At 68.9% G+C, this 26,142-nt stretch carries 26 protein-coding genes; 18 read left to right on the top strand and 8 right to left on the bottom strand.

Going from position 1 to position 26,142, the window contains the following annotated elements:
• Window positions 1-54: 54 nt before the first annotated feature.
• Window positions 55-627 (top strand): MOSC domain-containing protein, encoded by a 573-nt coding sequence (locus SPF06_RS20325; RefSeq protein WP_323280986.1) that lies wholly within the window; start codon window positions 55-57, stop codon window positions 625-627.
• A 5-nt stretch (window positions 628-632) separates the two neighbouring features.
• Here the strand turns inward: SPF06_RS20325 and SPF06_RS20320 are convergent, their stop codons facing one another.
• The 4 genes from SPF06_RS20320 to SPF06_RS20305 all read right to left on the bottom strand — a co-directional run bounded on the left by SPF06_RS20320 (window position 633) and on the right by SPF06_RS20305 (window position 5,265).
• Window positions 633-2,099: a chlorohydrolase family protein gene (locus SPF06_RS20320; RefSeq protein WP_323280985.1), complete on the bottom strand. Its 1,467-nt coding sequence runs from the start codon at window positions 2,097-2,099 to the stop codon at window positions 633-635.
• Between the two features lie 40 nt (window positions 2,100-2,139).
• Window positions 2,140-3,081 (bottom strand): ABC transporter substrate-binding protein, encoded by a 942-nt coding sequence (locus SPF06_RS20315; protein WP_323280984.1) that lies wholly within the window; start codon window positions 3,079-3,081, stop codon window positions 2,140-2,142.
• Window positions 3,082-3,147: 66 nt separating this feature from the next.
• Window positions 3,148-4,410: an amidohydrolase family protein gene (locus SPF06_RS20310; protein WP_323280983.1), complete on the bottom strand. Its 1,263-nt coding sequence runs from the start codon at window positions 4,408-4,410 to the stop codon at window positions 3,148-3,150.
• Between the two features lie 159 nt (window positions 4,411-4,569).
• Window positions 4,570-5,265, bottom strand: a complete 696-nt coding sequence (locus SPF06_RS20305) for a GntR family transcriptional regulator (protein ID WP_323280982.1) — start codon at window positions 5,263-5,265, stop codon at window positions 4,570-4,572.
• A gap of 252 nt (window positions 5,266-5,517) precedes the next feature.
• On the opposite strand from SPF06_RS20305, the gene SPF06_RS20300 reads away from it, so the two are divergent.
• The 13 genes from SPF06_RS20300 (at window position 5,518) to SPF06_RS20240 (ending at window position 20,501) form a co-directional block, all read left to right on the top strand.
• The gene (locus SPF06_RS20300) at window positions 5,518-7,086 is read left to right on the top strand and encodes an ABC transporter substrate-binding protein (RefSeq protein WP_323280981.1); all 1,569 of its coding nucleotides are present in this window, start codon (window positions 5,518-5,520) and stop codon (window positions 7,084-7,086) included.
• 15 nt (window positions 7,087-7,101) lie between these two features.
• Entirely contained in the window at window positions 7,102-8,121 is a 1,020-nt protein-coding gene (locus SPF06_RS20295; RefSeq protein WP_323280980.1) for an ABC transporter permease, read from the top strand.
• Window positions 8,118-9,098 (top strand): ABC transporter permease, encoded by a 981-nt coding sequence (locus SPF06_RS20290; protein WP_323280979.1) that lies wholly within the window; start codon window positions 8,118-8,120, stop codon window positions 9,096-9,098. The genes SPF06_RS20295 and SPF06_RS20290 overlap by 4 nt, the downstream gene beginning before the upstream one ends.
• Window positions 9,095-9,970 carry an ABC transporter ATP-binding protein gene (locus SPF06_RS20285; RefSeq protein ID WP_323280978.1) on the top strand — a complete coding sequence of 292 codons (876 nt, stop codon included), beginning with the start codon at window positions 9,095-9,097 and terminating at the stop codon, window positions 9,968-9,970. Before SPF06_RS20290 ends, SPF06_RS20285 begins: the two co-directional genes overlap by 4 nt.
• Window positions 9,963-10,787, top strand: a complete 825-nt coding sequence (locus tag SPF06_RS20280; protein WP_323280977.1) for an ATP-binding cassette domain-containing protein — start codon at window positions 9,963-9,965, stop codon at window positions 10,785-10,787. Before SPF06_RS20285 ends, SPF06_RS20280 begins: the two co-directional genes overlap by 8 nt.
• Window positions 10,784-11,839 carry a sugar phosphate isomerase/epimerase family protein gene (locus SPF06_RS20275; protein ID WP_323280976.1) on the top strand — a complete coding sequence of 352 codons (1,056 nt, stop codon included), beginning with the start codon at window positions 10,784-10,786 and terminating at the stop codon, window positions 11,837-11,839. The genes SPF06_RS20280 and SPF06_RS20275 overlap by 4 nt, the downstream gene beginning before the upstream one ends.
• 63 nt (window positions 11,840-11,902) lie before the next feature.
• The gene (locus SPF06_RS20270; RefSeq protein WP_323280975.1) at window positions 11,903-13,345 is read left to right on the top strand and encodes an FAD-binding oxidoreductase; all 1,443 of its coding nucleotides are present in this window, start codon (window positions 11,903-11,905) and stop codon (window positions 13,343-13,345) included.
• A gap of 6 nt (window positions 13,346-13,351) precedes the next feature.
• Window positions 13,352-14,449: a sugar phosphate isomerase/epimerase family protein gene (locus tag SPF06_RS20265; protein ID WP_323280974.1), complete on the top strand. Its 1,098-nt coding sequence runs from the start codon at window positions 13,352-13,354 to the stop codon at window positions 14,447-14,449.
• Window positions 14,450-14,473: 24 nt separating this feature from the next.
• Window positions 14,474-15,715 (top strand): M24 family metallopeptidase, encoded by a 1,242-nt coding sequence (locus SPF06_RS20260; protein WP_323280973.1) that lies wholly within the window; start codon window positions 14,474-14,476, stop codon window positions 15,713-15,715.
• A gap of 201 nt (window positions 15,716-15,916) precedes the next feature.
• Window positions 15,917-16,903, top strand: coding sequence for an ornithine cyclodeaminase family protein (locus tag SPF06_RS20255; protein ID WP_323280972.1), 987 nt, complete (start codon window positions 15,917-15,919; stop codon window positions 16,901-16,903).
• A gap of 59 nt (window positions 16,904-16,962) precedes the next feature.
• A complete protein-coding gene (locus SPF06_RS20250) occupies window positions 16,963-18,411 on the top strand; it encodes an MFS transporter (RefSeq protein WP_323280971.1) in 1,449 nt (482 codons plus the stop codon).
• Window positions 18,398-19,597, top strand: coding sequence for a metal-dependent hydrolase family protein (locus tag SPF06_RS20245; protein WP_323280970.1), 1,200 nt, complete (start codon window positions 18,398-18,400; stop codon window positions 19,595-19,597). The genes SPF06_RS20250 and SPF06_RS20245 overlap by 14 nt, the downstream gene beginning before the upstream one ends.
• Before the next feature lie 154 nt (window positions 19,598-19,751).
• Window positions 19,752-20,501, top strand: a complete 750-nt coding sequence (locus SPF06_RS20240; RefSeq protein WP_323280969.1) for a hypothetical protein — start codon at window positions 19,752-19,754, stop codon at window positions 20,499-20,501.
• 7 nt (window positions 20,502-20,508) lie between these two features.
• Here the strand turns inward: SPF06_RS20240 and SPF06_RS20235 are convergent, their stop codons facing one another.
• Both SPF06_RS20235 and SPF06_RS20230 read right to left on the bottom strand, forming a co-directional pair.
• A complete protein-coding gene (locus tag SPF06_RS20235) occupies window positions 20,509-21,045 on the bottom strand; it encodes a hypothetical protein (protein ID WP_323280968.1) in 537 nt (178 codons plus the stop codon).
• A gap of 214 nt (window positions 21,046-21,259) precedes the next feature.
• Window positions 21,260-21,898, bottom strand: a complete 639-nt coding sequence (locus tag SPF06_RS20230; protein ID WP_323280967.1) for a TetR/AcrR family transcriptional regulator — start codon at window positions 21,896-21,898, stop codon at window positions 21,260-21,262.
• A gap of 96 nt (window positions 21,899-21,994) precedes the next feature.
• Here SPF06_RS20230 and SPF06_RS20225 point away from each other — a divergent pair, with 96 nt between their 5' ends.
• Window positions 21,995-22,411, top strand: coding sequence for a nuclear transport factor 2 family protein (locus SPF06_RS20225; RefSeq protein WP_323280966.1), 417 nt, complete (start codon window positions 21,995-21,997; stop codon window positions 22,409-22,411).
• Between the two features lie 11 nt (window positions 22,412-22,422).
• On the opposite strand, the gene SPF06_RS20220 is transcribed toward SPF06_RS20225, so the two are convergent.
• Entirely contained in the window at window positions 22,423-23,208 is a 786-nt protein-coding gene (locus SPF06_RS20220) for a hypothetical protein (RefSeq protein WP_323280965.1), read from the bottom strand.
• A 224-nt stretch (window positions 23,209-23,432) separates the two neighbouring features.
• Between SPF06_RS20220 and SPF06_RS20215 the strand changes: the two genes are divergently transcribed.
• A complete protein-coding gene (locus SPF06_RS20215; RefSeq protein WP_323280964.1) occupies window positions 23,433-24,599 on the top strand; it encodes an MFS transporter in 1,167 nt (388 codons plus the stop codon).
• Between the two features lie 52 nt (window positions 24,600-24,651).
• Complete coding sequence (locus SPF06_RS20210) at window positions 24,652-24,906, top strand: SDR family NAD(P)-dependent oxidoreductase (RefSeq protein ID WP_323281008.1); 255 nt, start codon at window positions 24,652-24,654, stop codon at window positions 24,904-24,906.
• Window positions 24,907-25,072: 166 nt separating this feature from the next.
• Here the strand turns inward: SPF06_RS20210 and SPF06_RS20205 are convergent, their stop codons facing one another.
• Window positions 25,073-25,693: an L-threonylcarbamoyladenylate synthase gene (locus tag SPF06_RS20205; protein ID WP_323280963.1), complete on the bottom strand. Its 621-nt coding sequence runs from the start codon at window positions 25,691-25,693 to the stop codon at window positions 25,073-25,075.
• A 91-nt stretch (window positions 25,694-25,784) separates the two neighbouring features.
• Between SPF06_RS20205 and SPF06_RS20200 the strand changes: the two genes are divergently transcribed.
• Window positions 25,785-26,015 carry a hypothetical protein gene (locus tag SPF06_RS20200; RefSeq protein WP_323280962.1) on the top strand — a complete coding sequence of 77 codons (231 nt, stop codon included), beginning with the start codon at window positions 25,785-25,787 and terminating at the stop codon, window positions 26,013-26,015.
• Window positions 26,016-26,142 lie beyond the last annotated feature (127 nt).

Below are 26,142 nucleotides of genomic sequence, written 5' to 3'. Positions count from 1 at the left end.
AATTATAGGAAGCCCGTCTGGGAGAACCTGAAGAGTTCGCGAGAGGATGGGGGCATGACGACGCCGTATCGTTACGACGTGGAAATCCTCCACCTGCTCGTCTCCCCGGAGCATGCCTACTTCGGGCGGGCGCGCGACGGCGCGGCAGACGTCCCGATGACGGACGCCGACCGCGTCGAGATCGTCGCCGGCAAGGGCATCATCGGCGACAGGTTCTTTGGCAAGGCGGCCCACATGGACGCGGCCGTCACGCTCATCGCAGCCGAAGCCCTCGAAGCCATCGCCGGCGAGCTCGGCGTCGCGCCCTTCGATCCGCTCTTGACTCGACGCAACATCGTCGTCCGGGGCGCCCAGCTCGCGCCCCTCGTCGGCGAGGAGTTCGCGCTCGAGTCGCGCGGCGCCGTCGTCCGCTTCTGGGGCGGCAGGCCCGCACATCCGTGCGCCTGGATGGACGAGATGCTCGCCCCCGGCGCCCATGCCGCGATGCGCGGGCGTGGGGGCATTCGCTGCCGGCCGCTCTCGGACGGGATCCTGCACCGCGGCCCAGCCATCCTGACGAGCCCGGTGCCGCTTGAACAGGCGAGGGCGGGGGAGGCGACGGTCCTGCGGCCCAGCCGCCTCCCCTGACCTCCCTACGGCTCCCGCGCGTAGACCGGCGGGAACAGCTCGCCGGCGCTCCGCCGCCGCTCGTCCCGCTCGGAGTAGGCCGAGCGCATCTTGTCGAAGAGCTCTTGGCCGCGACGGCGCCACCATGCGAGATCGTGGCCCGCGAGCGCGCCGTCCTCGACGATCGTCCTGCCCGCCACGACGCTGAGCACGCACTGCCGCGCCGTGCCGTTGAGGATGAGCGTGCGCACGGGGTCCTCGTGCACGCCGTCGCGCAGGTCCCCGAGGCCGAAGGCGACGAAGTCGGCCTGCGCGCCCGGGCTCAGGCGCCCCAGGTCGGGACGGCGAAGGGCGCGCGCCCCGCCGAGCGTTGCGGCGTCGACGTAGTCGGCGAGCCGCGCGGCGTCCCGCCGGCCCTCGACGATGTTGGCGAGGTGCCAGCCGGCGTCGATGCCCCGGACGAGGTCCGGCGGGAAGGAGTCGGTGCCGAGCGCGATGCGTACGCCGGCCTCGACGTAGGCGGGGAACGAATCGAGGGCCTCGCCGTACCGCATCGACGTGAGCGGGCAATGGACGATGCTCGCGCCCGACGCCGCGAGGCGCGCGAGGTCGCCGCGGTCCTCGCCGTGGACCCTCGAGTTCCGGTCGAGGAACAGCGCGTGCGGGACGAGCAGGCGCTCGCCGAGGAGGCCCGCGTCGTCGAGCAGCTCGAGTGGGGTCATACCGTGCCGCTCGATGACGAGGGCCCGCTCGGCAAGCCCCTGGAGGCTATGGAGGCGAACGAGTGCGTCGCGTTCTCGAGAGACGCGGGCCGTCTCGTCGAGGAGCTCGCGCGTGAGCGTCTCGATGCGGCACGGCAGGAGGACGCCCGTGACGAGCGGGTCGCCCAGCTGCTCGGCGTAGTCGAGGAAGCGGACCGCATCTTTCAGGCCCTCGCGGCCGCGCTCCTCGTCGAACAGGACGCCCACGGTGCCGTCCCCGAGCGCGACGTTGACGCCCGAGCGGTACGCCGGCCCCAGGAAGGCCCGCAGCCCGATCTGCCGGGACGTCTCCGCCATGCCCGCGAGCTCGTCAAAGCTCTCCGCCCACGACGAATGGATCTCCGAGGCGATCGGCATGAACGTCGTGATGCCGTGCAGCGCGAGCTGGATGAGGGCGTAGTGCCGGATGTCCTGGCGTTCCTCGGGGGTGAACACGTCGGCACGGCGCTCGCGGAAGTACTCCTCGGACCAGAGGTGCCCGCGGGCGAGCTCGCCCCCGGCCCAGCTGTCGAGGATGAGGTGGTCGATGTCCGAGAGTGCGTCGAGGTCGATCAGGCCGGGCATGATGAGCGCGTCGCCGAGGTCGCGGTGGCTCTCTGCCTCGGGCGCACCTGACGTGGGGCCCGCGTACACCACGACGCCGTCTTCGTGGACCACGGTGCCGTGGTCCACGAGCACGTGGCGGTTATCGCGGTGGGCGAGGAGATAGCGGGCTGAAACAGAGCTCTTCACGGTTCCTCCTGGGTGGTCGAGTACTGGGGCGTCGTGCGGTTCAGGACGGGAGGGACGGGTTGACTTCGGCCTTGGCGACGGCGCCGTCGGCGACGTTCCACGAGCTGAGGACCTTCTTGTAGGTCCCGTCATCGATGAGCTTGTTCAAGGTCTGGCCGATGAGGTTCGCAAGCGCGGTGTCATCCTTCGCGATCGCGATGCCGCCGGGCCCGCTGTTGTACGTGTCGCCGAGCTTCTCGACCGCGCCGCTGGTCTGCTGGACGGCGTAGCCGATCGTGGGGGAGTCGGAGACCATCGCGTCGAGGGTGCCGTTGACGAGGCGCGTGTTGATGTCTGTCTGGCTCTTGAGGGAGATGACGTTGATGGCGCTCTTGCCGGCCTTGACGCACTTGTCGCTGCGGTCCTTGAGGTCCGGGTCCTCCTGGATGGTCCCCGTCTCGACGCCGATCGTCCTGCCGCACACGTCGTCGAGCGAGAACTTCTTCGGGTTGCCCTTCTGGACGGCCCACAGGGTGCCCGAGTCGAAGTAGCTCACGAAGTTGACGGCGGCGAGGCGCTTCTTCGTGATCATGAACGAGCTGACGCCGAGATCGTACTTCGGGCCGAGCGCCGGCAGGATTCCGGCGAATTCCGCCGTCTCCACGTCGACCTTGAGGCCCAGCTTCGCGCCGATCGCCTTCGCGAGGTCGACGTCGTAGCCCATGGGCGTGTGGTTGTCCGACCCGCCGAGGAATTCCGCGGGCGCGTAGGTCGTGTCCGAGCCGATCACGAGCGTTCCGCGGGCCTTGATCGCGGCGGGCACCTGCGATGCGAGCGCCTCGTCCTTCTGGACGGTGCTCGGGTCGAAGCTCGCGGCCGCGCCGCCCGAGCTGGCGGGCTGCGCGGCGCTGGTTTCCGACGCGTTCGTGCAGCCCGTGAGGGCGAGTGCGCTCAGCGCGAGGGCGACGCTGCCCTGGAGAGCGAGGTTGTTGAAGAAGCGCATGACTGTCTTTCGTGAGGGGAAGGGGTGGTGCTGGGTGCGGGTGAAGAACGGGCGCGCAACCGGTGACTACGCGCGGACGACGGCGAGGCCGTCCGCGACGACGAGGCCGTGGTGGAGCACGGTGCGATCCTTGCCTCGGTCCATGACGGCTGAGGCGGGCGTCTCGCCGTCGACGAGGACGACGTCGGCCGGGTCGCCGACGTCGGCTCCCGGGAGGTCGCCGATGCCCTGGACGCGGCGGGCTGTCGGATCGATGACGCTCGCGCCGCCCATCGTCGCCACGGCGAGGCAGTGCTCGATGAGCTCGTCGCGCCGGAACCCCTGCGTGAACGCAAGCTGCCATGTGCGGTCGAGCATGTCGGCGTTGCCGTACGGGCTCCAGTAGTCGCGCTGGCCGTCCTCGCCGAGCCCCACGCGCACGCCAGCCTCGGCGAGCCGCGCGAGCGGGAGGTGCCGCGGGGGAGGCGGTGCGACGGTCGCGAGCGAGACGTCGAGTTCGGCCATCTCGTCGATGAGGCGGCCGAGCGATTCGTCGTCGATCGAGGAGAGCTGGAACGCGTGGCTGATGGTCACCTTGCCGTGCATCGCGAGGGCCCGCGTGCGCTCGAGGATGAGCTCGGTCGTGAACGCGCCTAGCGTCCCGGTCTCGTGGAGGTGGATGTCGATGGGGGCCGAGTACTTCTCGGCCAGCCCGAAGACGATGTCGAGGTGCCGCGCGGGGTCGCGGTCGAGCGCCGAGGGGTCGAGGCCGCCCACGACGTTCGCCCCGGCCTGCATCGCGGCCTCGAGCAGCTTCTCCGTGCCGTCTTCGAGCAGGATGCCAGCCTGCGGGAACGCGATGATCTCGACGTCGGCCGCGCCCGCGTAGCGCTCCTTCGCCGCAAGGACCGCCTCGAAGCGCTCGAGCCGGCAGTCGACGTCGACCTGCGCGTAGGAGCGCACCCGCGTGGTGCCGCGCGCGACCATGCGCTCGAGGGCCGTGGCCGCGCGCTCGGCTATGGGCGCCTCGGCGTTGCGCCAGTTGGCGCGGTCGTTGAGCATCATGGCCCAGACGCCCGGGGCGCCCGTGTGCGGCCGGAACGGGAGGCCGATGCGGGTCGAGTCGAGGTGGACGTGGACGTCCGAGAAAGCGGGGAACAGGAGGCGTCCGCGCCCTTCGACGACGGTCGTGTCGCCTTCTTCGGCGACCGCCGCACTGGGATCGTGCGGCACGATGGCGGCGATCGCGGCGTCGGGCCGTCCGGCGCGGTCGACGACGACGTCGCTCGCCTCTCGGCCCCAGGGGCGCACGTTGCGGATGAGGGTCTTGGGTGCGATCGGCTGGGTCACTCGGTGTCAGTCCTTCACGATATTGCATGCCAAATCCTGGAACGCCGCCGTGTGGGCCGGCAGGATCCCCGGATTCTCAAGGATTCTGGATGGCTTTGAACCAGAATGGTATACCAATATCGAGCGTAGGGCACGATGCCCGCCCTGTAAATCCCCCGGCTAGGGGTGGCGCGGGCGAGCCTCGAGCTGGCTTTCGACGATCGGGAGCGATTCGTTCCGGCTCTCCTCGACGTGGGCGAAGGAGAGCGCGGCGGCGAGCTCCGCGTGGCCGCGGATAATCGCCTGGACGATCGCGACGTGCTCGCGGTAGAGCTCCACCTGATCGCGGTCCTTCGCGACGTGGAACAGCCGGCGCACGTGGCCGTTCACCGGAGTCATGAGCTTCTGGAGGAGGCGATTGCCGCTCAGCACGAGGATCTCCTCGTGCAGGCGGGAGTTCAGGTCGGCGATCTGATCCTCGCTGCCGGCCTCGGTTGCCTCATGCGCCTGCTCGAGCAGGGTCTCGAGCCCCGCTGGCGAGGCGCCTGCCGCGCAGGCCTGCGCCGCAAGCCGCGCGGCGAGGACTTCGAGGCTCGCCCGGATGTCGAAGAGCTCGACGGCCGCGTTCACCGTCATGGGCACGACGACGGCGCCGCGGCGCGGGATGGTCTCGATGTAGCCTTCGCTCTCGAGCTGGGGGAGCGCCTCGCGCACGGGAACTCTCGAAACCTGGAGCTCTTCGGCGATCTCGCGCTCGCGGATGCGGGCGCCGGGGGGCAGGCTCCCGTCGATGATCCGCTCCCTGAGCCACTCGTAGACATTGTTGGCGCGCGAACCGGATGCCGGCCCTTCTTCCGCCGGGGCTTCCGCGGTCATGGCACCCTCCCTCCGTGGACCTGGGGACATCGTACCGTCGCTGGCCCCGGAGAAGGCTCAAGAACACTTTGGCATGCCACATTGCCAGATATAGCCCTCAAGGGGGTGACTTTCTGTCAGTTGTGTGTGATTCTGCATGCCAACGGTGAAGTTTGAGGCCCGCGGACGCCGAGTCCGCGAAGAGTTCGTCGCACCACGCAGCTTCCCCGCAAGAACGTCAACGGAACGTTGCAGCTCCCCGAGAGGAAAGAAATGAATCTCCACAAGCGAGGGTTGGTACTGGGCACCTTTGCGGCGGCGACGGCAATGGCGCTGTCATCCTGCCAGCTGCCGACGGGCGCCGCCTCTGGCGGCGCCTCGGCCAAACAGAACACGATCGTCATCGGGAGCTCGAATACGGCAGAGACGCTTGATCCCCTTCAATCTTCCGACGCGCACAATGACTTCAACCTCGCCCCGATGTACGACCGTCTCGTCGATTTCGACGCCAAGGGCGAGAAGGTTGCGAAGCTTGCCGCGGAATGGGCCTTCAATGGAGACGCGACGCAGCTGACGCTCACCCTGCGGAAGGGCGTGAAGTTCCATTCCGGCAATGACTTCACGGCCGCCGACGTCGTGTACAGCCTCGACCGGGCCAAGAAGATCGGATCGGGCGCCGCGTCCTTCCTCTCGGATTATGCGTCGTCGAAGGCCGCAGATGATCTTCACGTCGTGATCAACCTGTCGAAGACCGATCTCGATTTCATCGGAGCCCTAAGCCAGATCTACGTCCTCGACTCGAAGCTAGTGAAGCCGAATGAGGGCTCCGACAATGCCCAGGGCTGGCTCGGAACGCACGAAGCCGGGTCGGGGCCGTTCACGATGGGAAGCTATAAACCGAATCAGGAGCTCGACCTCTCCCGGTACAAGGACTACTGGGATTTCGACAACAAACGCCCCACATCGATCGTCCTCCGCATGATCAATGATTCGAGCGCGAACCGCGACGAATTCCTCGCAGGCAACTTGGACATCACGATGGGCCTCGCCGCAGTCGACGTCGAGAACATCTCGAAGGACAGCAAGTACGAGGTCGTCAACATCCCGGCACCTCGACAGACCTACGCGTGGCTCAACATGCAGGGGAAGGTCACGGGTGACGCCCGCGTCCGCGAGGCGATCCAGCTCGCGTACGACTACAGCGGCCACCTCACGAGCGCGCTTGGGGGCCAGGGAACGATCGCCACGTCGATCCTGCCCGAGGGGATCGCATGCCGCGTCGACGCGGGCAAGCCCCAACAGGATCTCGAGAAGGCCAAGCAGCTCGTCAAGGCGGCCGGCGTCGAAGGGGCAACGGTCACAGTCGCCTATCAGCCCACCGTGCGCGAATTCAACGCCGCCGGCACGATCCTGCAGGATTCGCTCAAGAAGATCGGCCTCAACGCCCAGCTCAAGGCAGTGACCTTCCCGCAGTATTCGGCACTCGTGTCCAAGCCCGAGACGATGCCGGACGTCGCCCTTGCGTGGGACTTCGCAGCATTCCCCGCCGCGGGACCGATGCTCAACCGTGAATGGAATTCTGCCTTCGTCGGCCAGACCAATTTCACGCGCTACTCGAACCCCACCGTGGATGCGCTGCTCAAGGACGGTCTCACGGCCGCCGATCAGAAGCAGGCGTGCAACGACTTCCAAGAGGTCCAGAAGCAGGTGCTCGCCGACCACGCGTTGCTCTACATCGCCTACCCGGCCGTGACCATGGTCTCCGACAAGAAGGTCGGAGAGATTCCCTTCTCTCCGACCCAGCAGGACTTCAACGTCGGCACGCTCCGCATCGCCAAATAAGAGGGGGTGACGGCCTTGTACAAATTCGTACTCCGCCGCCTGGGCCTCGCCGCGCTCTCCCTGTGGGGCGTCGCCACGATCGTGTTCGTCATCTCGAAGCTCATTCCCGGGGACGTGGCACGCGTCGCGGCCGGCCGGCTCGCGACGGCGGACCAAGTTGCGCACATGCGCGAGGTCCTCGGCCTGAACGATCCGCTGATCGTCCAATACGGTGGCTACATTTCGCGCCTTGTCCAGGGAAATCTCGGCACCTCGACGATCACGCGGCAGAACGTCGTCAGAGATCTGGCGACCGTCCTGCAGACGACCATTCAGCTCGTGCTCCTCGGGATGCTCATCACGGTGCTGATCGCCGCGCCCGTCGGCATTGCGGCGGCCGTGAGCGAGGGGAAAACGGCCGATATCGTGGCGCGGATCTTCCTCGTTACGAGTGGGGGCGTGCCAGTGTTCTGGCTCGCCATCATGATGCGGTGGGTCCTCGGCTCGATCCTCGGCTGGTTTCCCATTTCGGGAACGAACAGCGTCGACGGCGGCCCGCCCACGGTCACCGGCTTCACGGTGCTGGATTCGCTCCTGTTCGGCACGGTCGGGAACCTGGCCGATTCGGTGTTCCACCTGATCCTGCCGGCCCTTGCCCTCAGCGCGCCCTTCGTGTCCACGCTCGCCCGCCTCATCCGGTCGAACATGATGACCGCGCTGAAGGCCGACTACATCACGTTCGCGATCTCGAAAGGAGTGCCGCGGCGGCGCGTGATCCTGAGGCACGCGTTCCGATCCGCCCTCGGCTCGGTGCTCACGGTGTTCGGCATGCAGTTCGGGTGGATGATCAGCGCCGCGGTCCTCGTCGAGGCCGTGTTCGGCCTCCCGGGGATCGGCAGCTACCTGTTCCGCGCCATCATCAACCAGGACACGTTCTCGGTCCTCGCATCGGTCTTGGTGATCGGCTTCGTCTTCATCGCGACCTCTTTCATCGTGGACCTTCTCCAGATGGCGATCGATCCACGCGTGCGGCGCGCCCAGCTAGGAGCAGCATGAAATCCGAAACAGCGAACGCGGACGCCGCACCGCCCGTGGTCGCCGCAGCCGTCGTCCGCGAACCGCTCAGTCTGGCCGACGCACCCTCGGGAATCGGCGCAGCTCTGTCCGCCGCGTCGATCGGCGGCGCGGCGGGCCGGCTCGGCCGCCGGCTCTTCGGCCGGCGAACGGCCCTCGTGGACCGAACGGCCTTCGGCCTTGTCGTGCTCCTCGTGCTGACCGCCGTCGTCGGCCCCTTCGTGAGCCCGTACGATCCGTACGCCGTCGAGACCTCGTCGGCCCTGCTCCCGCCGAGCGCTGCCCATCTGCTGGGGACGGACGACGTCGGCCGGGACGTCTTCTCGAGGCTCCTGGCCGGGGCGGGGCTCACCCTGCTCTCGGCCGCTGCGATCGTGGTGCTCGCCGCCGTCGTCGGCATCGTCGTCGCTAGCGTCTCCGCCCTCCTTCCGCGGCGCGCTGATGAGGTCATCATGAGGGCCTGCGACATCTTCATGTCGATCCCCTCGCTCGTCCTCGCACTCGGCCTCGCGGCGGCGCTCGGTCCGTCGATGCTCTCGATCATCGTCGCGATGGTCGCGGCGTCGTGGCCGAGCACGGCACGGCTCACGCGCGGGATCCTGCGCGAGACGATGTCGTCGTCGTACGTCGAATCGGCGAGGATCCTCGGCATGTCCCGGGTGCGGCTCATGGTCAGCCACGTGCTCCCCAACTCCCTCGACGCCATCTACGTCCAGGCCAGCATGGAGATCTCCGGGACGATCGTGATGATCTCGGGGCTTGCCTTCCTCGGCGTGGGCGCGCCCCCGCCGAGCCCCGACTGGGGCTCGATGATCGCCGAGGGCCAGCAGTACATCACGACTGCATGGTGGATCTCGCTTTTCCCGGGCCTCGCGATCAGCGCGGGCGCCATCGCGTTCGGTCTTGTGGGGGACGCCGTGCGGAGCTTCGTCGATCCGTCCGCAAGGAGGTCCTCATGAACGACGGCGATGCCCTCCTATGCATCAAGAACCTCGCCGTGTCGCTTCCCGGGAGGGAGCGGATCGCGGGCCGGGACGGAGACCTGACGCTCGTCGACGGCCTTTCCCTGGCCATCCGTCCGGGGGAGCGCGTCGCGCTCGTCGGCGAATCGGGCTCCGGCAAGTCCCTCACCGCCCGCTCGATCCTCCAGCTCGACCCCCTGCTGAGGCTCGAGGGGTCGATCTCGTGGAAGGGCGCCGAGCTCCTCGGGGCTCCGCGCCGCGTCCTGCAGAGGGTGCGCGGCGGGGAGATCTCGATGATCTTCCAGGACCCGATGACGGCGCTCAACCCCGTGCTGACGATCGGCGAACAGGTCGCCGAGCCCTTGCTCGTGCGCGGGGTGCCCCGGCGCAAGGCCCACGCTCGCGCCGTCGAGATGCTCGATCGCCTCGGCGTGCCCAAGGCGAGGGAGCGGATGCGCGCGTACCCCGGTCAGTTCTCGGGCGGCATGCGGCAGCGCGTCGTCATGGCCGCCGCGCTCGTCGCGCGGCCCCAGCTGCTCATCGCCGACGAGCCGACGACGGCGCTCGACGTCCGGGTGCAGGAACAGGTCCTCGACCTTCTCGAGGAACAGTCGCGGGAGCTCAACCTCGCGGTCCTCTTCATTACCCACGACCTCGCAATCGTCGCGGGCCTCGCCCATCGGGTAGCCGTCATGTTCCGCGGCCGGCTGGTCGAGGAGAAGCCTGTCGACGAGCTGTTCGAGCGTCCCGAGCACCCGTACACGCGGGGCCTCATCGGCTCGATCCCGCGCCTCGACCTCGACCCGGACACCCGGCTCACGACTGTTGAGGACTACCTCGTCCTCGAAGGAGGTGCACACCATGCCTGACGTCCTGCTCCGCGTGGAGGGACTGTCCAAGCGATTCGGCACGGGGCGTCGGGCCCATCAGGCGCTCGACGATGTCTCGTTCGACCTCCGGCAGGGCGAGATCCTGGGACTCGTCGGGGAGTCGGGGTCGGGGAAGTCGACCATCATCCGCTGCCTCGTGGGACTCGAGAGGGAATCATCGGGGAGCATCCTGTACCAGGGAATCAACCCCGCGAAGGCCTCGAAGGACGAGCTCAACCGGTACCGCCGCGATCTGCAGATGGTCTTCCAGGACCCGTATTCGAGTCTCGATCCCCGGATGACCGTCCGCAGGATCATCGAGGAGCCCATGCTCGTCATGGGCGGCTACTCCGAGCGCGAGCGGCGAGATCGCATCCACGAGCTCATCCAGCTCGTGGGCCTCCGGCCAGAGCACCTCGATCGCTATCCGAGGGACTTCTCCGGCGGCCAGCGCCAGCGGATCGCGATCGTGCGCGCCCTCGTTGTCGGGCCGAAGGTCCTCTTGTGCGACGAGCCCGTCTCCGCGCTCGACGTCTCCGTGCAGGCGCAGGTGCTCAACCTCCTCAAGGACATGCAGCGGCAGCTCGACCTCACGGTCCTCTTCGTCTCGCACGATCTTGCGGTCGTGAAATACCTCTGCACGCGGCTCGTCGTGCTCAACCGCGGGCGCGTGGCCGAGAGGGGGAACGTGCCGCACATCTACGAGGAACCGCAGGACGCGTACACGAAGGCGCTGCTCGAGGCGGTTCCGGTGCCGAGCCCCGCCGCGGAACGCGAGCGCCGCGCGCGTCGGCTGGCGATGGCGGTGACGCCATGACCCGCATCGGCGTCGACGTGAAGTTCGAGGACGGCGCGTCTCTCCTCGGCGACGATCCACTCGAGACGCTCTCGGTCGCGTATGACCTCGGGTTCGAGGGAATTCTGGTCCGCACGGTCGATGAGGCCTTCCCCACGCTCGATTCAGGTGCCCTTCGCGAATTCGCCGCCGAGGCGAAAACGCGGGACATGTTCGTCAACGTGGGCCTCGGCAAGGTCAATCCCTATATGACGGCGGAACTCCCGCGAATCCGAGATCTCGGTGGCGGGAGCTATCTCGCGGGCATGGAGCGCCTGATAGCCCTGTGCGGGGAATACGGATGGGCCGAGGCCTGGACCGCCGCAGGGGCGTATCAGCACCACCTTCCGGCGCCGTTCTGCTTCGACCGGTTCCGCACGGACGTCGACTGGCCGGACCAGCTGGCCGCAACCGCGAGGTTCCTGCACAAGCTCGCCCCGACCTTGCGGGAACATGGAGTGCGGCTCAACCTCGAGACCCACGAGGAGATCACGACCTTCGAGCTCCTCCGCCTCATCGAGGACGTCGGCCACGACGTGCTGGGCATCTGCCTCGACCCGGCGAATGTCATGGTCCGCGGCGAACCGGTCGGGGACGCCGTGCGCCGCTCCGCGCCGCACACGCGTCTTACCCATCTGCGCGACGTGGTTCTCGTGCCCACCGAGCGCGGCCTTTCACGGTTCCTCATGCCGATCGGCGAAGGGGTCATCGACTGGGACGGACTGCTCGACGTGGTTCTGGCCACCCACCCTAGCCTCGACCTCATCATCGAGGGCATCGGCGGATCCAGGGCGGAGATGGAACTCCGACCGGACGACGCGCGGTGGCGTGCGGCGCATCCGGACATGACGGACGACGACGGCGAGCGCCTCACGCGCCTCGCGTCCGATTTCGCTGCGCGCGCGACGAGCGGTCTTGCGCCGGGCATCGACGAACTACGCGCTTCTCCGCCGCCTCTTGCCGACTACCGAGACTTCCTCACCCGGTCGCTCACGGCGCTCCGCGCGTCGCTCGAGCGGCGTTCACCATTCTGATCGGCCCCCGTTTTCCCCCACTCGTCAGATCTTCCTGACCTATTGAAAAGGAGAAAGAAACTGATGCACCAGCAACCCGAACTCGCGGGACTCGTCGCTGCGGTCGACTGCGAAGTCGTCTTCCCCGGGGCTCCCTCGTACGAGTCGCTGCGGCACGTCTGGAACGCCGACATCGACCAGCACCCCGCGGCGATCGTGCGCTGCTCGAGCGTGCAGGACGCCGCGAACGCTCTCAAATGGTGCGTCGGCGCGGGGTTCCCCCTCACGGTGCGCGGCGGCGGCCACAACCTGGCCGGAACGAGCGTCTCCGACGGGAGCGTGTTGATCGACACGGGGCTCATGCGCAAGGTCGAGATCGACGCCGAGTCCCGCACGATCACCGTCGGCGCCGGCTGCCGGTGGGGCGATGTGGACCGTGCGGCCGAGCCCTACGACATCGCACTCCCTGCCGGAGTCGTCTCCCACACTGGCGTGGCGGGACTGACTCTCGGAGGTGGCGTGGGCTATCTCTCGCGCATGTTCGGCTCGACCGTGGACTTCCTCCGCGAGGTGGAGATCGTCACGGCGGACGGGGCCATCCGACGCGTCAACGCCGAGAGCGAACCCGAGCTGTTCTGGGCGCTCAAGGGCGCGGGCCACAATTTCGGCATCGCGACGGAGTTCGTCTTCGACTACGTCGATCTTCCCGGCCTCGCAACCGTCCGGCTTGCCCTCTATCCGGCTGAGAACCGCAAGGAGATCCTCCAGCTGTTCCGCGACCTCGGCCCGGCCATGCCGGACAACGTGGGCAGCTATGTGCGCCTGTACCGCTGCCCGGCGTATTGGTCCCAGGTGCCGAGGGAACACCGCGGCAAGCCCATCATCTCGGTGGCTACCGTGACGTACGGCGACCCCGCCCTCGAGCCCGAGCTGAGCGCGCCCATGTTCGAGCGCGGCACTCCCGTCTTCGAGAGCGTGCGCACCATTCCCCACGTCACGCTCCAGCACGCAACCGACGACGAATTCCGGTACGGCATCTCGCATTATTGGCGCCACGTGGCCTTCCGGGAACTGCCCGACGAGCTCTTGGACATCGCGATCGAGCACGCCGATGCCTACCCGGGCCGATCGCTCAACTCGAGCTCCTTCATCAGCCACCAGGTGATGTGCCCGTTCGAGCTCATCGCGGGGAAGCTCGTTCCGCGCGACCACAGCAACGACTCGACAACCGATATCCACTCCCGATGGGCGGGGAACATCGGCGCCGACTGGGAATACGGCGACGAACGCGAAGAGCTTGTCGCGTGGGTCAAGCGGTTCAGCGCGGCGGTGAGCGAGTGGGAGCACGGAACGTACATCAACTTCACGTCCGAGCACGGCGACGCCCAGAGCGCGCAGGAGATCTACGGCGCGAAGTACGAGCGGCTGGCTGGGATCAAGGCCGCCTACGATCCCCACAACGTCTTCGACCACGGTCTCGTCGATCTGCAGCTTGCGGCAGCCGGCGGAGATTGGGCCGGGGAGTAGCCGCGCATGCTCCGAGTGGGAGTCGACAGCACCAAACTCGCCGATGCGAAGAGTGCAGACGTGCAGGTCGAGCCCGCGCGGAGGTTCGTCGAACGCTCCGCCCAGCTAGGTCTTGACGGCGTGTTTTTCCGCTCCATCCTCGAGCTAAGCCCCACGCTTGACCGCGGCGAGATCCGGGACGCGGTGCAGGCGGCGAGCGACATCGGCCAGCGGATCGAGGCCGGGGTGGGGAAGGTGAATCCCTTCGCCACCCCGGAGGCCCCGGCCATCAGGGCGCTGGGCGGCGGCGACTACCTCCTCGCGATGCGGAGGATGATCGAGGCCGCGGCGTCGGAAGGCATCCGCGAACTCTGGACGGCGACGGCGAACTACCAGTTCCGGCTCTCGGGCCTGTATGCGTGCGACCGATTCCGCACCGACGTCGATTGGGACGAGCAGCTCGCAGCCACCGAGAAGTTCCTCCGCAAGCTCGCTCCGATACTGCGGGACGCGGGCGTCCACCTCAATCTCGAGACCCACGAGGAGATCACGACTTTCGAAGTGATCCGTCTCGTGGAAGAGGTCGGCCCCGACGTCCTCGGCATCACGTTCGATTCGGCCAACGTCCTCGTGCGCTGCGAAGATCCCGTCGCGGCCGTCCGCAGGGCTGCGCCCTATATTCGCTCGAGTCACATTCGTGATGTCGCGCTCTTCTTCAGGCCCGAGGGAATCGCGCGCCTCCTGCGACCCGTCGGGGAGGGGGTCATCGACTGGGCGCTCTTCCTCGAACCGCTTATCGGCCATGACCTCATGCTCTCGATCGAGGGGATCGTCGAGAGCACGCGGGGCGAGATGATGGCGCAGCTCTTCGACGAGCGGTGGCGGGGGGCGCATCCGGACCTGACCCTCCCGGAAGCCCTCGAAGTCGTGCGGCTCGCCTCCGACTACGAGGCGCGGGCCGCCTCCGGCGACGCCCCCGGGTGGGAGCAGCTGCACGAGCCTCTGGGGCACGACGAATCACTCCAATTCATCGAGCGGAGTGCCCGGTACCTCCGCGAGATCCTCGCGTGTCTGACCCAATCACCAACGGCGCCTTTACGGAACAGCGCCAGCGGCGTCCTATAAAGAACACCGAAAGGGAACCTGACTATGACAGTCTCATCACCTGACATCCTGCGCGACTACCCGACGCTCAGTCTCAAGGAGCGCGACCGCCGCTGGGCGGCCATCAGGGCGCTGCTCGCTCGCGAAGGGCTCGACGGCGTCGTCGTGTTCGGGAGCGGGCGGGACAATGCCGACGCGTACTTGAGCAACGAGGCGAAGGGCGCGATCGTGCTGCTCACCCCCGACGAGGACCCGGTCCTCTTCCTGGGTGACGTCCCGCTCAACCGTTTCGACGCCCAGTCGTCGCGGTGGGAGCGGTGGATCGACGAATGGGTGCACGGCGAGCCGATCGCGGCGCTCGGCACCCGCATCAGGGAACGTGACCTCGGAAAGGCCCGCCTCGGCGTCGTCGGTCTCACGAGCCGCATGGTCGGCGAGTGGGCGGGGACGATCTCGCACACGACCTGGACTCGCGTCCTCTCGGAACTGCCCAACGTCGAATGGGTCGACATCGCGGACGCGTACGAGTCGATCGCCATCATCAAGAGCCCCGAAGAGCAGGTGTTGCTGCGAAAAGCGGCGGCGCTCGGCGAGGAGGCGTGCCGCGCGTTCGTCGAAACGGCGAGGGCGGGAGGCAACGAGCATCAGATCGCTGCCTCGGCGTTCCACGCGATCATCGCGGGCGGCGGCTGGGTCCGGTGGCCTTTCATGCTCGAGCGCGCGGGCGAGAGCATGTTCGCGTGGAACGTCCCCGAGTGGTTCGAGAGCGGGGGATCTCCCCGGATCCTGAGGCCGGGCGACACGATCGCGGCGGAGATCTTCGCGTTCTACGGCGGCGTGGAGTCGCAACAGCAGATCGACGTGTGCGTCGGCGAGCCGAGCGCGCTGCTCCGAGAGCTCGAGTCCGTGTGCGTCGACTCGTACCAGGCCGGGCTCGCAGCGCTCAAGCCGGGCATGCGCTTCTCGGAGCTCGCGAGCATCATGGAGGAGCCTTTGCACCGCTCCCGCACGTGGAACACCGGGCCCATGGTGCAGACGGTCTCGCCCATCTACAACAGCGCGACGCGACTGAACCCTGGCGTGGATCCCGCGCTCGCGCACCTAGAGCGGCTGCCGTCCGGAGTGGCCCTCGACGGCGACTTCGTGATTGAGGAGGGCCACGCGTTCGCCTTCGAACCGAATGCCCTCCGCGACGGACAGCGCGTCTGCATCGGCGGAACCGTGCTGCTCGGCCCCAACGGGCCGGAGGAACTCAACACCATCCCGAACCGCCTCAACATCGTCTGACGAGGCTTCTTCGCGACAAACGCGACGGGCGCCAAGGCCAACGGCTCTGGCGCCCGTCGCGCTGTCAGCGCACTAATACAGTCCATCTGGCATGCCAACTTCGTTCAATAGCCCCTAATCACCGGAAAGATCCCGAATAGACCCCTTCTTTGGTATGCCAAATTGGCCTATCGTGGAGACCATCTCGAGCAAAGGAGACGCATGACCCTCATCCTGACGGCCTCGGACCTCGCCGCACTCGCGGACATGGAGGCCACGATCGAGGCCGTGGAGCGGAGCTTCGCAGACCTCGGTTCCGGCCTGGCCTGCCAGCCGGCCCCGACCTCGATGCACCTCCCGGCCTCCGACTCCAGATATCTCGTGATGGCCGGCGCCTCGGCTCCCCAGGGACTTGTCGCCTCGAAACTCCTGAGCGACATCCCCGCAAACGGCAGCCGCGGCCTCCCGTCCCAGCGCTCGTCCATCATCCTGGCCGACGCCGAGACGGGGGAGACCCTCGCACTCCTCGATGGCCGTGTGCCGACCCGGATCCGCACGGCGGCCGCGAGCGCCGTGGCCACGCGGCGGCTTGCCCGGCCCGGTAGCTCCGTGCTCGGGCTCGTCGGCGCGGGCGCTCTCGCCGTCGCACATCTCGAGGCGATCGCCAAGGTCGTGCCGGTCACGACCGTTGTGGTCTGGTCTCGGAGCGCCGCGACGATCGACGGCTTCCGCCGGCAGGCCGAGTGGGCCGAGGTCGACGTCGTTGCCGCCTCGAGCGTGCAGGAGGCCGTCGAATCGAGCGACATCCTGTGTACCCTCACGCCGGCCGAGGAGCCGATCGTGCACGGCAGCTGGTTCGGTCCCGGGCTTCACGTCAACGCCGTCGGCGCCCGGCCTCGCCCGACCCACCGCGAAGTCGACGCCGAGGCGATGCGGCGATCCCGCGTCGTCGTCGACAGCCTCGAAACCGCCCTCGCCAAGTCCGGCGACCTCCTCCTGGCCGTCGAGGAGGGCGCCATGGCCGCGGGGGACGTCGCCGGCGAACTCGGCCAGGTCCTCGTCGGAACGGTGGCCGGCCGCGAGAGCGACGACCAGATCACGCTCTTCAACTCGGTCGGCATCGGGCTTCAGGACCTCGCGATCGGACGCATCCTGTACGACGCTGCCATCGAACGAGGTGTCGGCCTGCACCTCGACCTCAGCAGCTGAACCCGGCTGCCCCACCCATCCCCCCGCCCCATATCAACGACGATAGGAAGGCACCCACGATGACAACGGACCGCTCGCGATCCCTCCTGACGCGCATGGACGACATGCCCGTCGGACGGCCCCACCTGAAACTCGCCCTCATCGGCGGGCTCGGCCTCATGTTCGACGGCATGGACGGCTCGCTCGTCTCCTACATCATGCCGATCATCCGCCCGCTCTGGCACCTCGACGGCGCCCAGACGGGCCTCATCGGCAGCTCGCTGCTCATCGGCATCCTTATCGGTTCGCTCAGCGCCGGGGTGCTCGGCGACAGGATCGGGCGCCGCCGCGTCATGATGTACGCCCTCGCGCTGTACGCGATCGCCTCGGCCATCGCGGCGGCCTCCCAGAACTGGGAGTTCTTCTTCACGATGCGCGTCATCGCGGGCATCGGCATCGGGGCCGAATCGGCGATCATCCCGACATTCATCGCCGAATTCATCCCCAAGCGCCGCCGCGGGCTCTTCGTCGGCGCCGTCGCGGGCTTCTTCGCCTTCGGGTACATCTGCGCAGCGCTCATCGGCACGACCCTCGTCGCGGGCCTCCACGACGGCTGGCGCATCAGCCAGCTCGTCACGGCCGTTCCGATCCTCATGCTGCTGTGGTGGCGGCGAACGCTGCCCGAGTCGCCGCGCTGGCTCCTCACGCGCGGCCGCGCCGCCGAGGCGACCCTCATCATCGACGGGCTCGCGGAGGGGAAGCTCGTGCGCGCCGCCCGCGGCCCGGTGGAAGCGCTCGGCGACGCAGCGCCGTCGTCCGGGCTCAGGCGGCCCACGCTCTTCCGCCACGCCGACCTCTGGCGACACGGCAACGCACGGCGAACGGCCGTCCTGTGGCTCCTCTGGATCGCGGTCACGTTCTCCTTCTACGGGTTCTTCACCTGGATCCCGTCGCTCCTTGTGGGCCGCGGCATGCCGATCGCGAGCAGCTTCACCCTCTCGCTCATCATGACGATCGCCCAGATCCCCGGCTACTACAGCGCGTCCTACCTCAACGAGCGGTTCAGCCGCCGCGTCACGATCGCGGCCTACCTCGCGGGCGGGGCGGTCTCGGCCCTGCTGCTCTCGCAGGCACCGTCGGAGGCCATGGTCCTCGTGTGGGGCTCGTGCCTCTCGTTCTTCATGAACGGCTGCTACGCGGGCCTCTACGCGTACACGCCCGAGGTGTACGGCACCGAGCTCCGCGCGACCGGTATGGGCACGGCCTCGGCCGTCGGGCGGATCGGCGGGATCGTCGCACCGATCCTCATCGGCGTGGCCTTCTCATCCCTCGGTTTCGCGGGCGTGTTCGCGATGATCATGGTCGTGCTCGGCGGTGCCGCCGTCGTCGTCCTTGCGCTCGGGATCTCGACGCGCGGGCGCTCGCTCGAGGACATCGCCGCTGGCGCCGCGGCCGTCGAGCCTATCGGCGCCGTCGTCCGCGAGGGGACCGCCGAGCCGGAAGCGAGCGTTCGCCGTGGGCGTCCGTAGGGAGCCGGGGGCCCCGGCCGCTCCGGCGGCCGTGGTGCTCCGGAATGCGCGGATCCTCGACCCGGAGACGGGCGACGTCGGGCCGCCCCGCACGATCGTGACGCGCGGAGGGCTCATCGAGGAGATCTCCGCGTCGACCCGCACCGTCCCCGACGCCGCCGAGATCTCGGTCGCGGGCCTCACCGTCTTACCGGGCCTCATCGACGCCCACGTGCACGTCACCCAGGCCTCGGGGGATTTCGCGGAGATCCTCTCGTGGACGCCGAGCTACCATGCCGCCCGCAGCGCCGTGGTGCTCCACGAGATGCTTCTCCGCGGCTTCACGATGGTGCGAGACATGGGCGGGGCGGATATGGGGCTCGCTCGGGCGGTCGAGGAGCGGCTCGTCACGGGGCCGCGCCTCAAGGCCGGCGGGCCGATCTTCGCGCCCACAGGCGGGCACGTCCTCACGAAAGTGTGCGACGGCGAAGTGGAGCTCCGCCGGGCCCTGCGCGCCGAATTCCGAGACGGCGCCGACCACGCGAAGCTCACGCTCTCGGGCGGCGTCGTCTCGAAGATGCGCATCGAGGCACTCGCGTTCTCGGACGCCGAAGTGCTCGCGGCGGTCGACGAGGCGCGTCTCGCGCACCGCTACATCGCGGCGCACGTCTACACGGCCGAGGCCGTCTCGCGCGCACTGCGGCTCGGCGTGCGCACGATCGAACACGGCAATCTCCTCGACGACGAATGCCTCGCGCTGTTCCGCGAGACCGGGGCGTACTACGTCCCGACACTCGCGACGTACTGGGCCATCCTGTCCGGACGGACCGGCCATGGGCTCGACGCGTCGAAGAGGGCCGCTGTGGAGGACATCTTCGAGCGCGGGCTCGAGTCCCTCAGGCGGGCCGCCGCGGCCGGGGTCAAGATCGGCTACGGCACGGACCTCCATGGCGAGGGCCTCGCGATCCAGCTCGAGGAGTTCGCGCTGCGGGCGCGGGTCCAGGAGCTGCTCGACGTGATCCGGTCTGCGACGCTTGTGGGCGCCGAGATCGTGGGCGAGGAGGGGCGCGCGGGAGTTGTCCGCGAGGGGGCGCAGGCCGATGTGATCGCAGTCGACGGCGACCCGCTCGCCGATATCGGAGTGCTCGCGGGAGGCCGTTCGCTGCGGCTCATCGTGACGGGCGGGGACGTGCTCCGGGCGCCGTAGCGCGGACACAATGTCGCCACACGTGCGGCTCCGATCGTCAAATATTGCGCGGCGTTATTTCAATTAATGCTAGAATGGCTTCACATGCCGGTTGCGCCTCCCGCTGCCTGGACTTCGATCAGGCGGAGGCGGCCACATCATTTGGGGGAATGAAGTGAAGTTCAGCAGTTCGCGGATCGCTGCCGCGTCCCTTGCCCTGTTGTTTGCTGCCGCTTTCGCGGCTCTCGCGTCGCCCGCCGTCGCCTCGTCCTGTCGCGTCGCCGCTGACGGCGCCCAGACGTGCGAGTACGACGGCGGGACGGCACCGAGCCCTGTTGGCACGGGCGACGGCGGGGCGTCGCCAAATCCGGGGGCGTCGACGCCCGCACCGGGATCGTCCGAGCCGGGCCCCGCCGTGCCTGCTGTCGACCCGCCCGTGTCCGCGCCAGGCGAGGCCACCCCGGCCGGCCCGTCGTCGCCGGCCGCGCCGAATGTGCCCTCTGCGCCGCGGCCAGAGGCTCCCTTCGCACCCCAGGCGCCCGCCCGGGCCTCGGAGTCGCCGGCGGGTGCGGGCGCGGCGCCCCAGCCCTCGGCGGCCACGGGTTCGCCCACGGATATGTCCTCGCCAACCCCCTCGCCGACGATGCAGCGCATCGTGGGCGCGGCGCCGTCGTCGGACGACGCTGGCCGCGCGCAGGGCGCGAACGCAGGCGGAGAGGTCTCAACGCCGAGCCCCATGGGCTCGCGCGATCGAGACCCAGCGGGCGCCGAGTCTCCTGCACGGGTCGCGGACGCCGCGGATGTCACACGCGTCGCGAATGCGGAGACGGCGCCGCTGTTCGCGGCGATCGCGATCGGCGGCTCGATCGCGGTCGCCACGGTCCGCTCCCTCGGACGGCCCACCCCGGACGGGCCGCCGGACTGATCGGCGCCTAGAGGTGCCCCGCCGGCACCTTCTTCATCCGCAGGACGATGGCAGCGCGAGCGATGATGAGGGCGTTCAGGGCGAGGGCGCCGAGGTGCGTCGGAGCGACTGAGCTGCGTGTCATGTTGAGCACGATGAGGACAATCGCGATCGATGAGAGCACGACGGCGGCGATCAGCGGAGCCTTCGCCGTGGAGTGCCGGGCGATGATGTTCCACACCCCGATGCCTGCGTACGCCGCGGTGAGGACGCAGAAGATCGCGACGATGGCCACCGCGAGAGCCATCGCGCTCGGCGGGACGTGGCCGCCGGCGGCCTCGATCGCGCCCGTGGCTCGGACGAGCGCGCTCGTGTTCGTGTAGGAGTAGTACGCGGAGAAGCAAGCGAGGACGAGGGTGCTGATGCCCAGGGTGAGGCGCCAGCGCGTGGACCGCACTGCGTCTGCGGGGGAGAGTGCCGGCACCCCGGGGACGTCCGTCTGCCCCGGTGCGGACGCCGAGCCGGGCCAGCCGGCCGCGGGCTGCTGATACTGGTCGTGGCTCATGTGCTGTGCTCCTCTTCGGCGTTCAGGAGCACCCGATGCTCCCCCAACGGGAGAGAGCATAGCGCCGTGGGTGCCCGGGATCGCTTCTCGGACACCCGCCCACGCCCCATCGACTGCTCCACAACTGTCGTTCTGGGGCCTCATAACGCCAATTATGGAGCAGTCGTTTCCCCGGGAGGCCCGGGAGGTGCTGGGGACCCGCGGGAGGTGACGCCTAGACGGGGAGTGTGCCGAGCCCCTTCTCGAGAAGCGCGAAGGCCGCGGCGCCCTGCGCCCGCACCGTCCGCCCCACGGCGGCGCCGCTCCGCCCCTCGGAGGCGAGGCGTTGCGCGAGGCGCGTCATGGCGCGGTTGATCCCCATGAGCGCGTTCGCGACCACCCACGGGCCGAGGCCGGGCAGCGCCTTGTGGTCGCGGGCGAGGATCTCGGCGAGTGCGTCGGTCGCGTGGTCGACGATCCGCTGCTCGCGGGCCTTGAGCGTCTGGCTTCCCGCGATGATCCGCGCGGAGCGGGCGACGACGACGGCCGCGGCGCCGTCGTCGTCGGACGCGAGCGCACCGCGCGGTTCGAGGACGAAGTCCCGGAAGGCCGCGACCGCGCCCGTGCCCGCGGGGCGTGCAGCGACGGCGGCGACGAGCTGATCCTCGTAGGCCTGCATCCCGACGAACACGAGGTCTTCCTTGCTCGGGAAATAGTTGAAGACCGTCGCCTCGGAGACGTCCGCCGCGCGGGCGATCTCCGTGACCGGCACCCGGTCGAATCCGCGCTCGTCGAAGAGCGCGAGGGCCGTATCGACGATGCGCTGGCGCGTCTCGAGCTTCTTGCGCTCCCGCAGCCCCAATTGCTCAGCCATGGACTTACTGTACCCTTTGATCTAGTGCAGCTCTATCTTTAGAGTTACTCTAAAAATAGAGTATACCCAAAGAACCAGAGTGAAGGGAGAACCGTCATGGAAACCACGATCACCGAAGAAGCCCTCGACGTCGTTCGCCGCTGGGCGGCCATCGAGCTCGCGGGGGACGTCCCCGCCTACGAACCGCTCCTCGCCCAGGACTTCCACGGCGTGGGGCCGGTCGGCTTCGTGCTCGACCGCACGGGCTGGGCCCAGCGCCACTTCGGCGACCTCTCTAACGAGGAATTCGATGTCCGCGACCCGAACGTGCGGACGTTCGGCGAGACCGTCATCGTCGAGGGCGTCCTGCACCAGCGCACCATCGCGCGCGGGCGCGACGCGAGCGGGGAGTTCCGCGTTGTCCTCGTCCTGGTCCGCGAGGACGACTCGTGGGCCATCGCGAACATCCAGCTGAGCGGACCGCTCATCGCCCCGGATGAGGTCGCGCCGTTCCTCAAGGACCGCGAACTGTAGCCGGGGGCGGGCTAGCGCCCCTCCTCGCCGAGGCGTCGGAGGTACGTGTCGACGTCATACGGGTCGCCGCCTGAGGGCGGCGGCCCGTGCCATTCCTGCCCGGGCTTCAGTGCCGGTGGTTCGGCGCGTTCGGGGAGGGGATCGCGGGAGGGCGACCGGGCGGCACTGCGCGCCCGCCGGTAATGGCGCTCCTCGAAGATCTGGCGGCGCTGCCTGCGCGCCACGGAGAAGCCGATCGCGGCGATGATCAGCAGCACGAACGGCACTCCGTCCGCGCGGCCCACGCCGAGGATCAGCATGAAGAGGGCGGCGATCCCGAGCCACCTGCCGCAGATCGCGAGGACGTTCATGGCCCAGTTGTCGCGCCCGCTGTGCCACAGGGGCCGCGGGTCGACGCGCAGCGCGGCGAGGATCCGCTGTGCCTGGCCGATCGTGAGGCCGCGGAGGCTCGGGCGCAGCCCCGTCTGCTGCCACACGGCCGCGCGGACGTACTCGATCTGGAACGGCAGCGCGGGCGGCGTCCCATCGGGGGCGAGTAGCTCGCGCCACGTGTCGGTGGTCTGCGGCGTCACGACGCCGAGGCCCGTCCGGCGCGCGGGCGGGCGAGGCCGCTGGGGCTGGGGCTGGGGTGCACGGGCAGGCGCGGCGGGCGCCGCGGGCTGCGGCGCGGCGAACGACGACGGCGGTGCTGGCGCCGCCTTTCGCGCACCGTCCGAAGCGCTCGTCTGGAAATGGCCTGAGCTTCTGGAAGTGCGGTAGCGGAACCGTGCCACGAGGGCCTCCTCTCGCTCTTCCATTCTAGGCTTGCAACCCGCGCCGCCCCCTAGTGCCCGCCCGAGTACTCTGAAGGGGTGAAGGCTCCTCTGGACGTCGTCGCCGACGAAGGCGAGATACGCGGGACGCGCTCTGCTCTGCGCGTCCTGCCCCTGATTCCCTGACGCCACACGCGTCACGGCCACCCTTCGGGAACTCTGGGGAGGGCGCGGCTCCCTGTCCGCTGCCTTCGTGAATGAGGTTCTTCATGACCCGCCCATCTGGGGCCCTCGTGGCCCTGTGCTTTGCCATGCTCGGATTCCACGTGGGGGTCCGGGCCGTCCAGTTCTCGGACCTCGTCCCTGCCCTCGGCCTGACCCCTGGCGAACTGGGATTGGCCTCGTCCGCGGGAGTTCTTGCGGGAATCGCGACGCTTGTCGTGGGCGGCCTCGTGATCGACCGGCTCGGCCGCCGCCCTGTGCTCGTGGCCGGATTCGCGGGCGCGGGCGCCGCGTTCGCCGCGACGAGCGCCGTCGACTCGTTCGCCCACTTCCTCGGGGCCAGCGTTGCGCTCGGGCTCTCGATCAGCGTCGTCGACCTTGGGGCCAACGCCGTCGCGAGCGACTACGAGCGGACCGCCGGAGCCCACGCGATGACGGGGTTCCATTCGTGGTTCAGCCTCGGCGCCGCCGCCGGCGCGGCGAGCTGCGCCGTCGGACTCGCGGCCGGCATCGGGTTCCGCCCGGCGTTCCTTGCGCTCGGGCTCATGTTGGCGGCGACGGCGCTCGCCGTCGCGTTCGGGCGGCTCCCACAGGCCGCGCGCACGTCGCCCGATTCCGGGGAGGCGGAGCGGGCCTCAATCCTCGCCCCTCTTGTGCTGCTCGCGACTGCGGTCGTCTTCCTGTGCTTCTTCGGAGACGGGATACTCGAGACCTTCCTGTCGACCTATCTGAGGGTCGACGGGCATGACGCGGTGCTCGCGGGAGGCGTGCTGGCCGCGTTCCACGCCGCCTCGTGGGGCGGGAGGATGGCGTTCCAGCGGGCCCTCGCCCGTGTGAAGGAGCGAACCATCCTCGTGATCGCGGGTGCCGTGGCCTCGGCGGCGACGGCAGCCGGCCTCAGCGCTCCCGCGGGGTGGGCGGCGGTGGCGTGCTTCGCCGTCGTCGGCTTCGCACTTTCGCCGATCGTCCCGCTCGGGATGTCCGTCGCGGGCCGCGCCGCGCCGCCCGGACTCTCCGGGCGGGCTGTGGGCTTTGTGACGAGCGTCGGTTACACGGCCTTCGTCCTGAGTCCGTTCACCGCCGGGGCGGTCGCGGACCGGTGGGGCCTGCACGCGGCCGTCGCGCTCGCGGCCGTCACCATGGCGGCCGTCGCCGCCCTCGGCTCCGGCGTCCGGGTGGAGCGCCGAAGCCGGGAGCGCGTCAGGCGCGGGTGAGCGGGAAATGCATTAGGGGGAGGTTCGAAGGCGTCGCTTCTCCGGGAGCCACCTGCCCGCTCCGCGAGACGATGCCCGACGCGGGAGCGGTGCTGCAGGGTCGCCCCGTAGCGCGCGCCCCCTCTTCGGCGCGACGGCGCTGGGGGTCACGGGAGACGTGACGAGCTTCGGCGAGCTCGAGGCGCTGCGCCGGCAGGTCGAGGAGGGGCTCGGCCCCATCGACGTGCTCGTCGCCAACGCGGGAGGGAACTTCACGCGGGCGCGGTTCGATCGTCACGATCGCTTCGTCGGCGGGCCGCCGTCCTGATGTGCGGGCCCCGATTCCCTGCGGCGCGGCGAAGGCGGCGATCGCGATTCTGTCGCAGGACGCCGGGGCGCAGGCCAGCCCCTTCGGTCATGACCTGAGGCGGACGGCTGAGCGGGCTGGCCCGGCGTGCGTCGGACAGGAACGCGGCAGGGGGCTTGCCCGAGGGCTATTCGAAGCGGGACGCGTCCCCCGCGCCGCGCCGTGCGATCTCGGCGTAGCCGTTTGAGAAGTCGATGACGGTGGTCGGATCGGTGCCGCAGTCGCCCGCGTCGACGACGGCGTCGAGCACGTTGTCCAGCCGTTCCTTGATGTCCCAGCCGTCGATGAGGGGATCCTCGTCCCCTGGGAGAAGGAGGGTCGAGGAGAGGATCGGCTCGCCGAGCTCGGTCACGAGGGCGCGCACCACGTTGTTGTCCGGGATGCGTACGCCGACCGTCTTCTTCTTGGGATGAAGCATGCGCCGGGGGACTTCCCGCGTGGCGGGGAGGATGAACGTGTACGGGCCCGGTGTGACGCCCTTGATGGCGCGGAAGACGTCGTTGTCGATGTTGACCAGTTGGCCGAGCTGCGCGAAATCGCGGCATACGAGCGTGAAATGGTGCTTGTCGTCGAGGCGGCGGATCTGCCGGATCCTGTCGAGCGCGTCGCGATTCCCCATCTGCGCGCCGAGCGCGTAGCACGAGTCGGTGGGGTACGCGATGAGGCCGCCGTCGCGCAGGATCTGGACGATCTGCCCGATGAGGCGGGGCTGGGGGTCGACCGGGTGGACGTCGAAGTAGCGCGCCATTCCCCAGAGCCTACGCCCCAGAATCCCGTGGATCAGGGGTTGGTCGGGGTGGCGCGCTTATTTTGTCGGTGGGGGCTTCTAGCCTCGAAATATGAGCGCACTTGCTGTAGATGAACTGGCCGCCGTCACCGGGCGCCTCCGGGCGGAACTCGTGCTGGTTGAGGACCACTGCCGTGACTGCAACCGGGTCTTGGCCGCCTTCGAGGAGTTCCGCTGCGCGGACTGTGCGGACCTTGCCCTCCATGCGGAGTGCCGCGACTGCGGCGCCGTGCTGCGCGACGCCGATCTCGCCGCGGGCGTCTGCACCGACTGCATCGCGTGACGGTCGCCGCCTCCTGCCTCCGATAGGGTAGGGGAGCGCATTCGGCGCGTATCCGCAGGTCAGCAATGCGGTGCCTGCGGCACACCGTGATGCGCGAAGATTCTCGGAAGCGTTCCGTCCTGCTGTG

Source organism: Sinomonas terricola (genome assembly GCF_034931225.1).
Classification (GTDB): Bacteria; Actinomycetota; Actinomycetes; order Actinomycetales; family Micrococcaceae; genus Sinomonas; species Sinomonas terricola.
Note: the sequence above shows the minus strand (reverse complement) of the source record. Positions and strands in the feature narration are given on the sequence as shown.

What these genes read in the sequence shown, in the direction of transcription:
- SPF06_RS20325 (WP_323280986.1), top strand. Translation starts at nt 55, where the DNA reads ATGACGACGCCGTATCGTTACGACGTGGAAATCCTCCACCTGCTCGTC.
- SPF06_RS20315 (WP_323280984.1), bottom strand. Translation starts at nt 3,081, where the DNA reads ATGCGCTTCTTCAACAACCTCGCTCTCCAGGGCAGCGTCGCCCTCGCG.
- SPF06_RS20305 (WP_323280982.1), bottom strand. Translation starts at nt 5,265, where the DNA reads ATGACCGCGGAAGCCCCGGCGGAAGAAGGGCCGGCATCCGGTTCGCGC.
- SPF06_RS20300 (WP_323280981.1), top strand. Translation starts at nt 5,518, where the DNA reads ATGAATCTCCACAAGCGAGGGTTGGTACTGGGCACCTTTGCGGCGGCG.
- SPF06_RS20290 (WP_323280979.1), top strand. Translation starts at nt 8,118, where the DNA reads ATGAAATCCGAAACAGCGAACGCGGACGCCGCACCGCCCGTGGTCGCC.
- SPF06_RS20285 (WP_323280978.1), top strand. Translation starts at nt 9,095, where the DNA reads ATGAACGACGGCGATGCCCTCCTATGCATCAAGAACCTCGCCGTGTCG.
- SPF06_RS20280 (WP_323280977.1), top strand. Translation starts at nt 9,963, where the DNA reads ATGCCTGACGTCCTGCTCCGCGTGGAGGGACTGTCCAAGCGATTCGGC.
- SPF06_RS20275 (WP_323280976.1), top strand. Translation starts at nt 10,784, where the DNA reads ATGACCCGCATCGGCGTCGACGTGAAGTTCGAGGACGGCGCGTCTCTC.
- SPF06_RS20270 (WP_323280975.1), top strand. Translation starts at nt 11,903, where the DNA reads ATGCACCAGCAACCCGAACTCGCGGGACTCGTCGCTGCGGTCGACTGC.
- SPF06_RS20265 (WP_323280974.1), top strand. Translation starts at nt 13,352, where the DNA reads ATGCTCCGAGTGGGAGTCGACAGCACCAAACTCGCCGATGCGAAGAGT.
- SPF06_RS20260 (WP_323280973.1), top strand. Translation starts at nt 14,474, where the DNA reads ATGACAGTCTCATCACCTGACATCCTGCGCGACTACCCGACGCTCAGT.
- SPF06_RS20255 (WP_323280972.1), top strand. Translation starts at nt 15,917, where the DNA reads ATGACCCTCATCCTGACGGCCTCGGACCTCGCCGCACTCGCGGACATG.
- SPF06_RS20250 (WP_323280971.1), top strand. Translation starts at nt 16,963, where the DNA reads ATGACAACGGACCGCTCGCGATCCCTCCTGACGCGCATGGACGACATG.
- SPF06_RS20235 (WP_323280968.1), bottom strand. Translation starts at nt 21,045, where the DNA reads ATGAGCCACGACCAGTATCAGCAGCCCGCGGCCGGCTGGCCCGGCTCG.
- SPF06_RS20230 (WP_323280967.1), bottom strand. Translation starts at nt 21,898, where the DNA reads ATGGCTGAGCAATTGGGGCTGCGGGAGCGCAAGAAGCTCGAGACGCGC.
- SPF06_RS20225 (WP_323280966.1), top strand. Translation starts at nt 21,995, where the DNA reads ATGGAAACCACGATCACCGAAGAAGCCCTCGACGTCGTTCGCCGCTGG.
- SPF06_RS20220 (WP_323280965.1), bottom strand. Translation starts at nt 23,208, where the DNA reads ATGGAAGAGCGAGAGGAGGCCCTCGTGGCACGGTTCCGCTACCGCACT.
- SPF06_RS20215 (WP_323280964.1), top strand. Translation starts at nt 23,433, where the DNA reads ATGACCCGCCCATCTGGGGCCCTCGTGGCCCTGTGCTTTGCCATGCTC.
- SPF06_RS20205 (WP_323280963.1), bottom strand. Translation starts at nt 25,693, where the DNA reads ATGGCGCGCTACTTCGACGTCCACCCGGTCGACCCCCAGCCCCGCCTC.
- SPF06_RS20200 (WP_323280962.1), top strand. Translation starts at nt 25,785, where the DNA reads ATGAGCGCACTTGCTGTAGATGAACTGGCCGCCGTCACCGGGCGCCTC.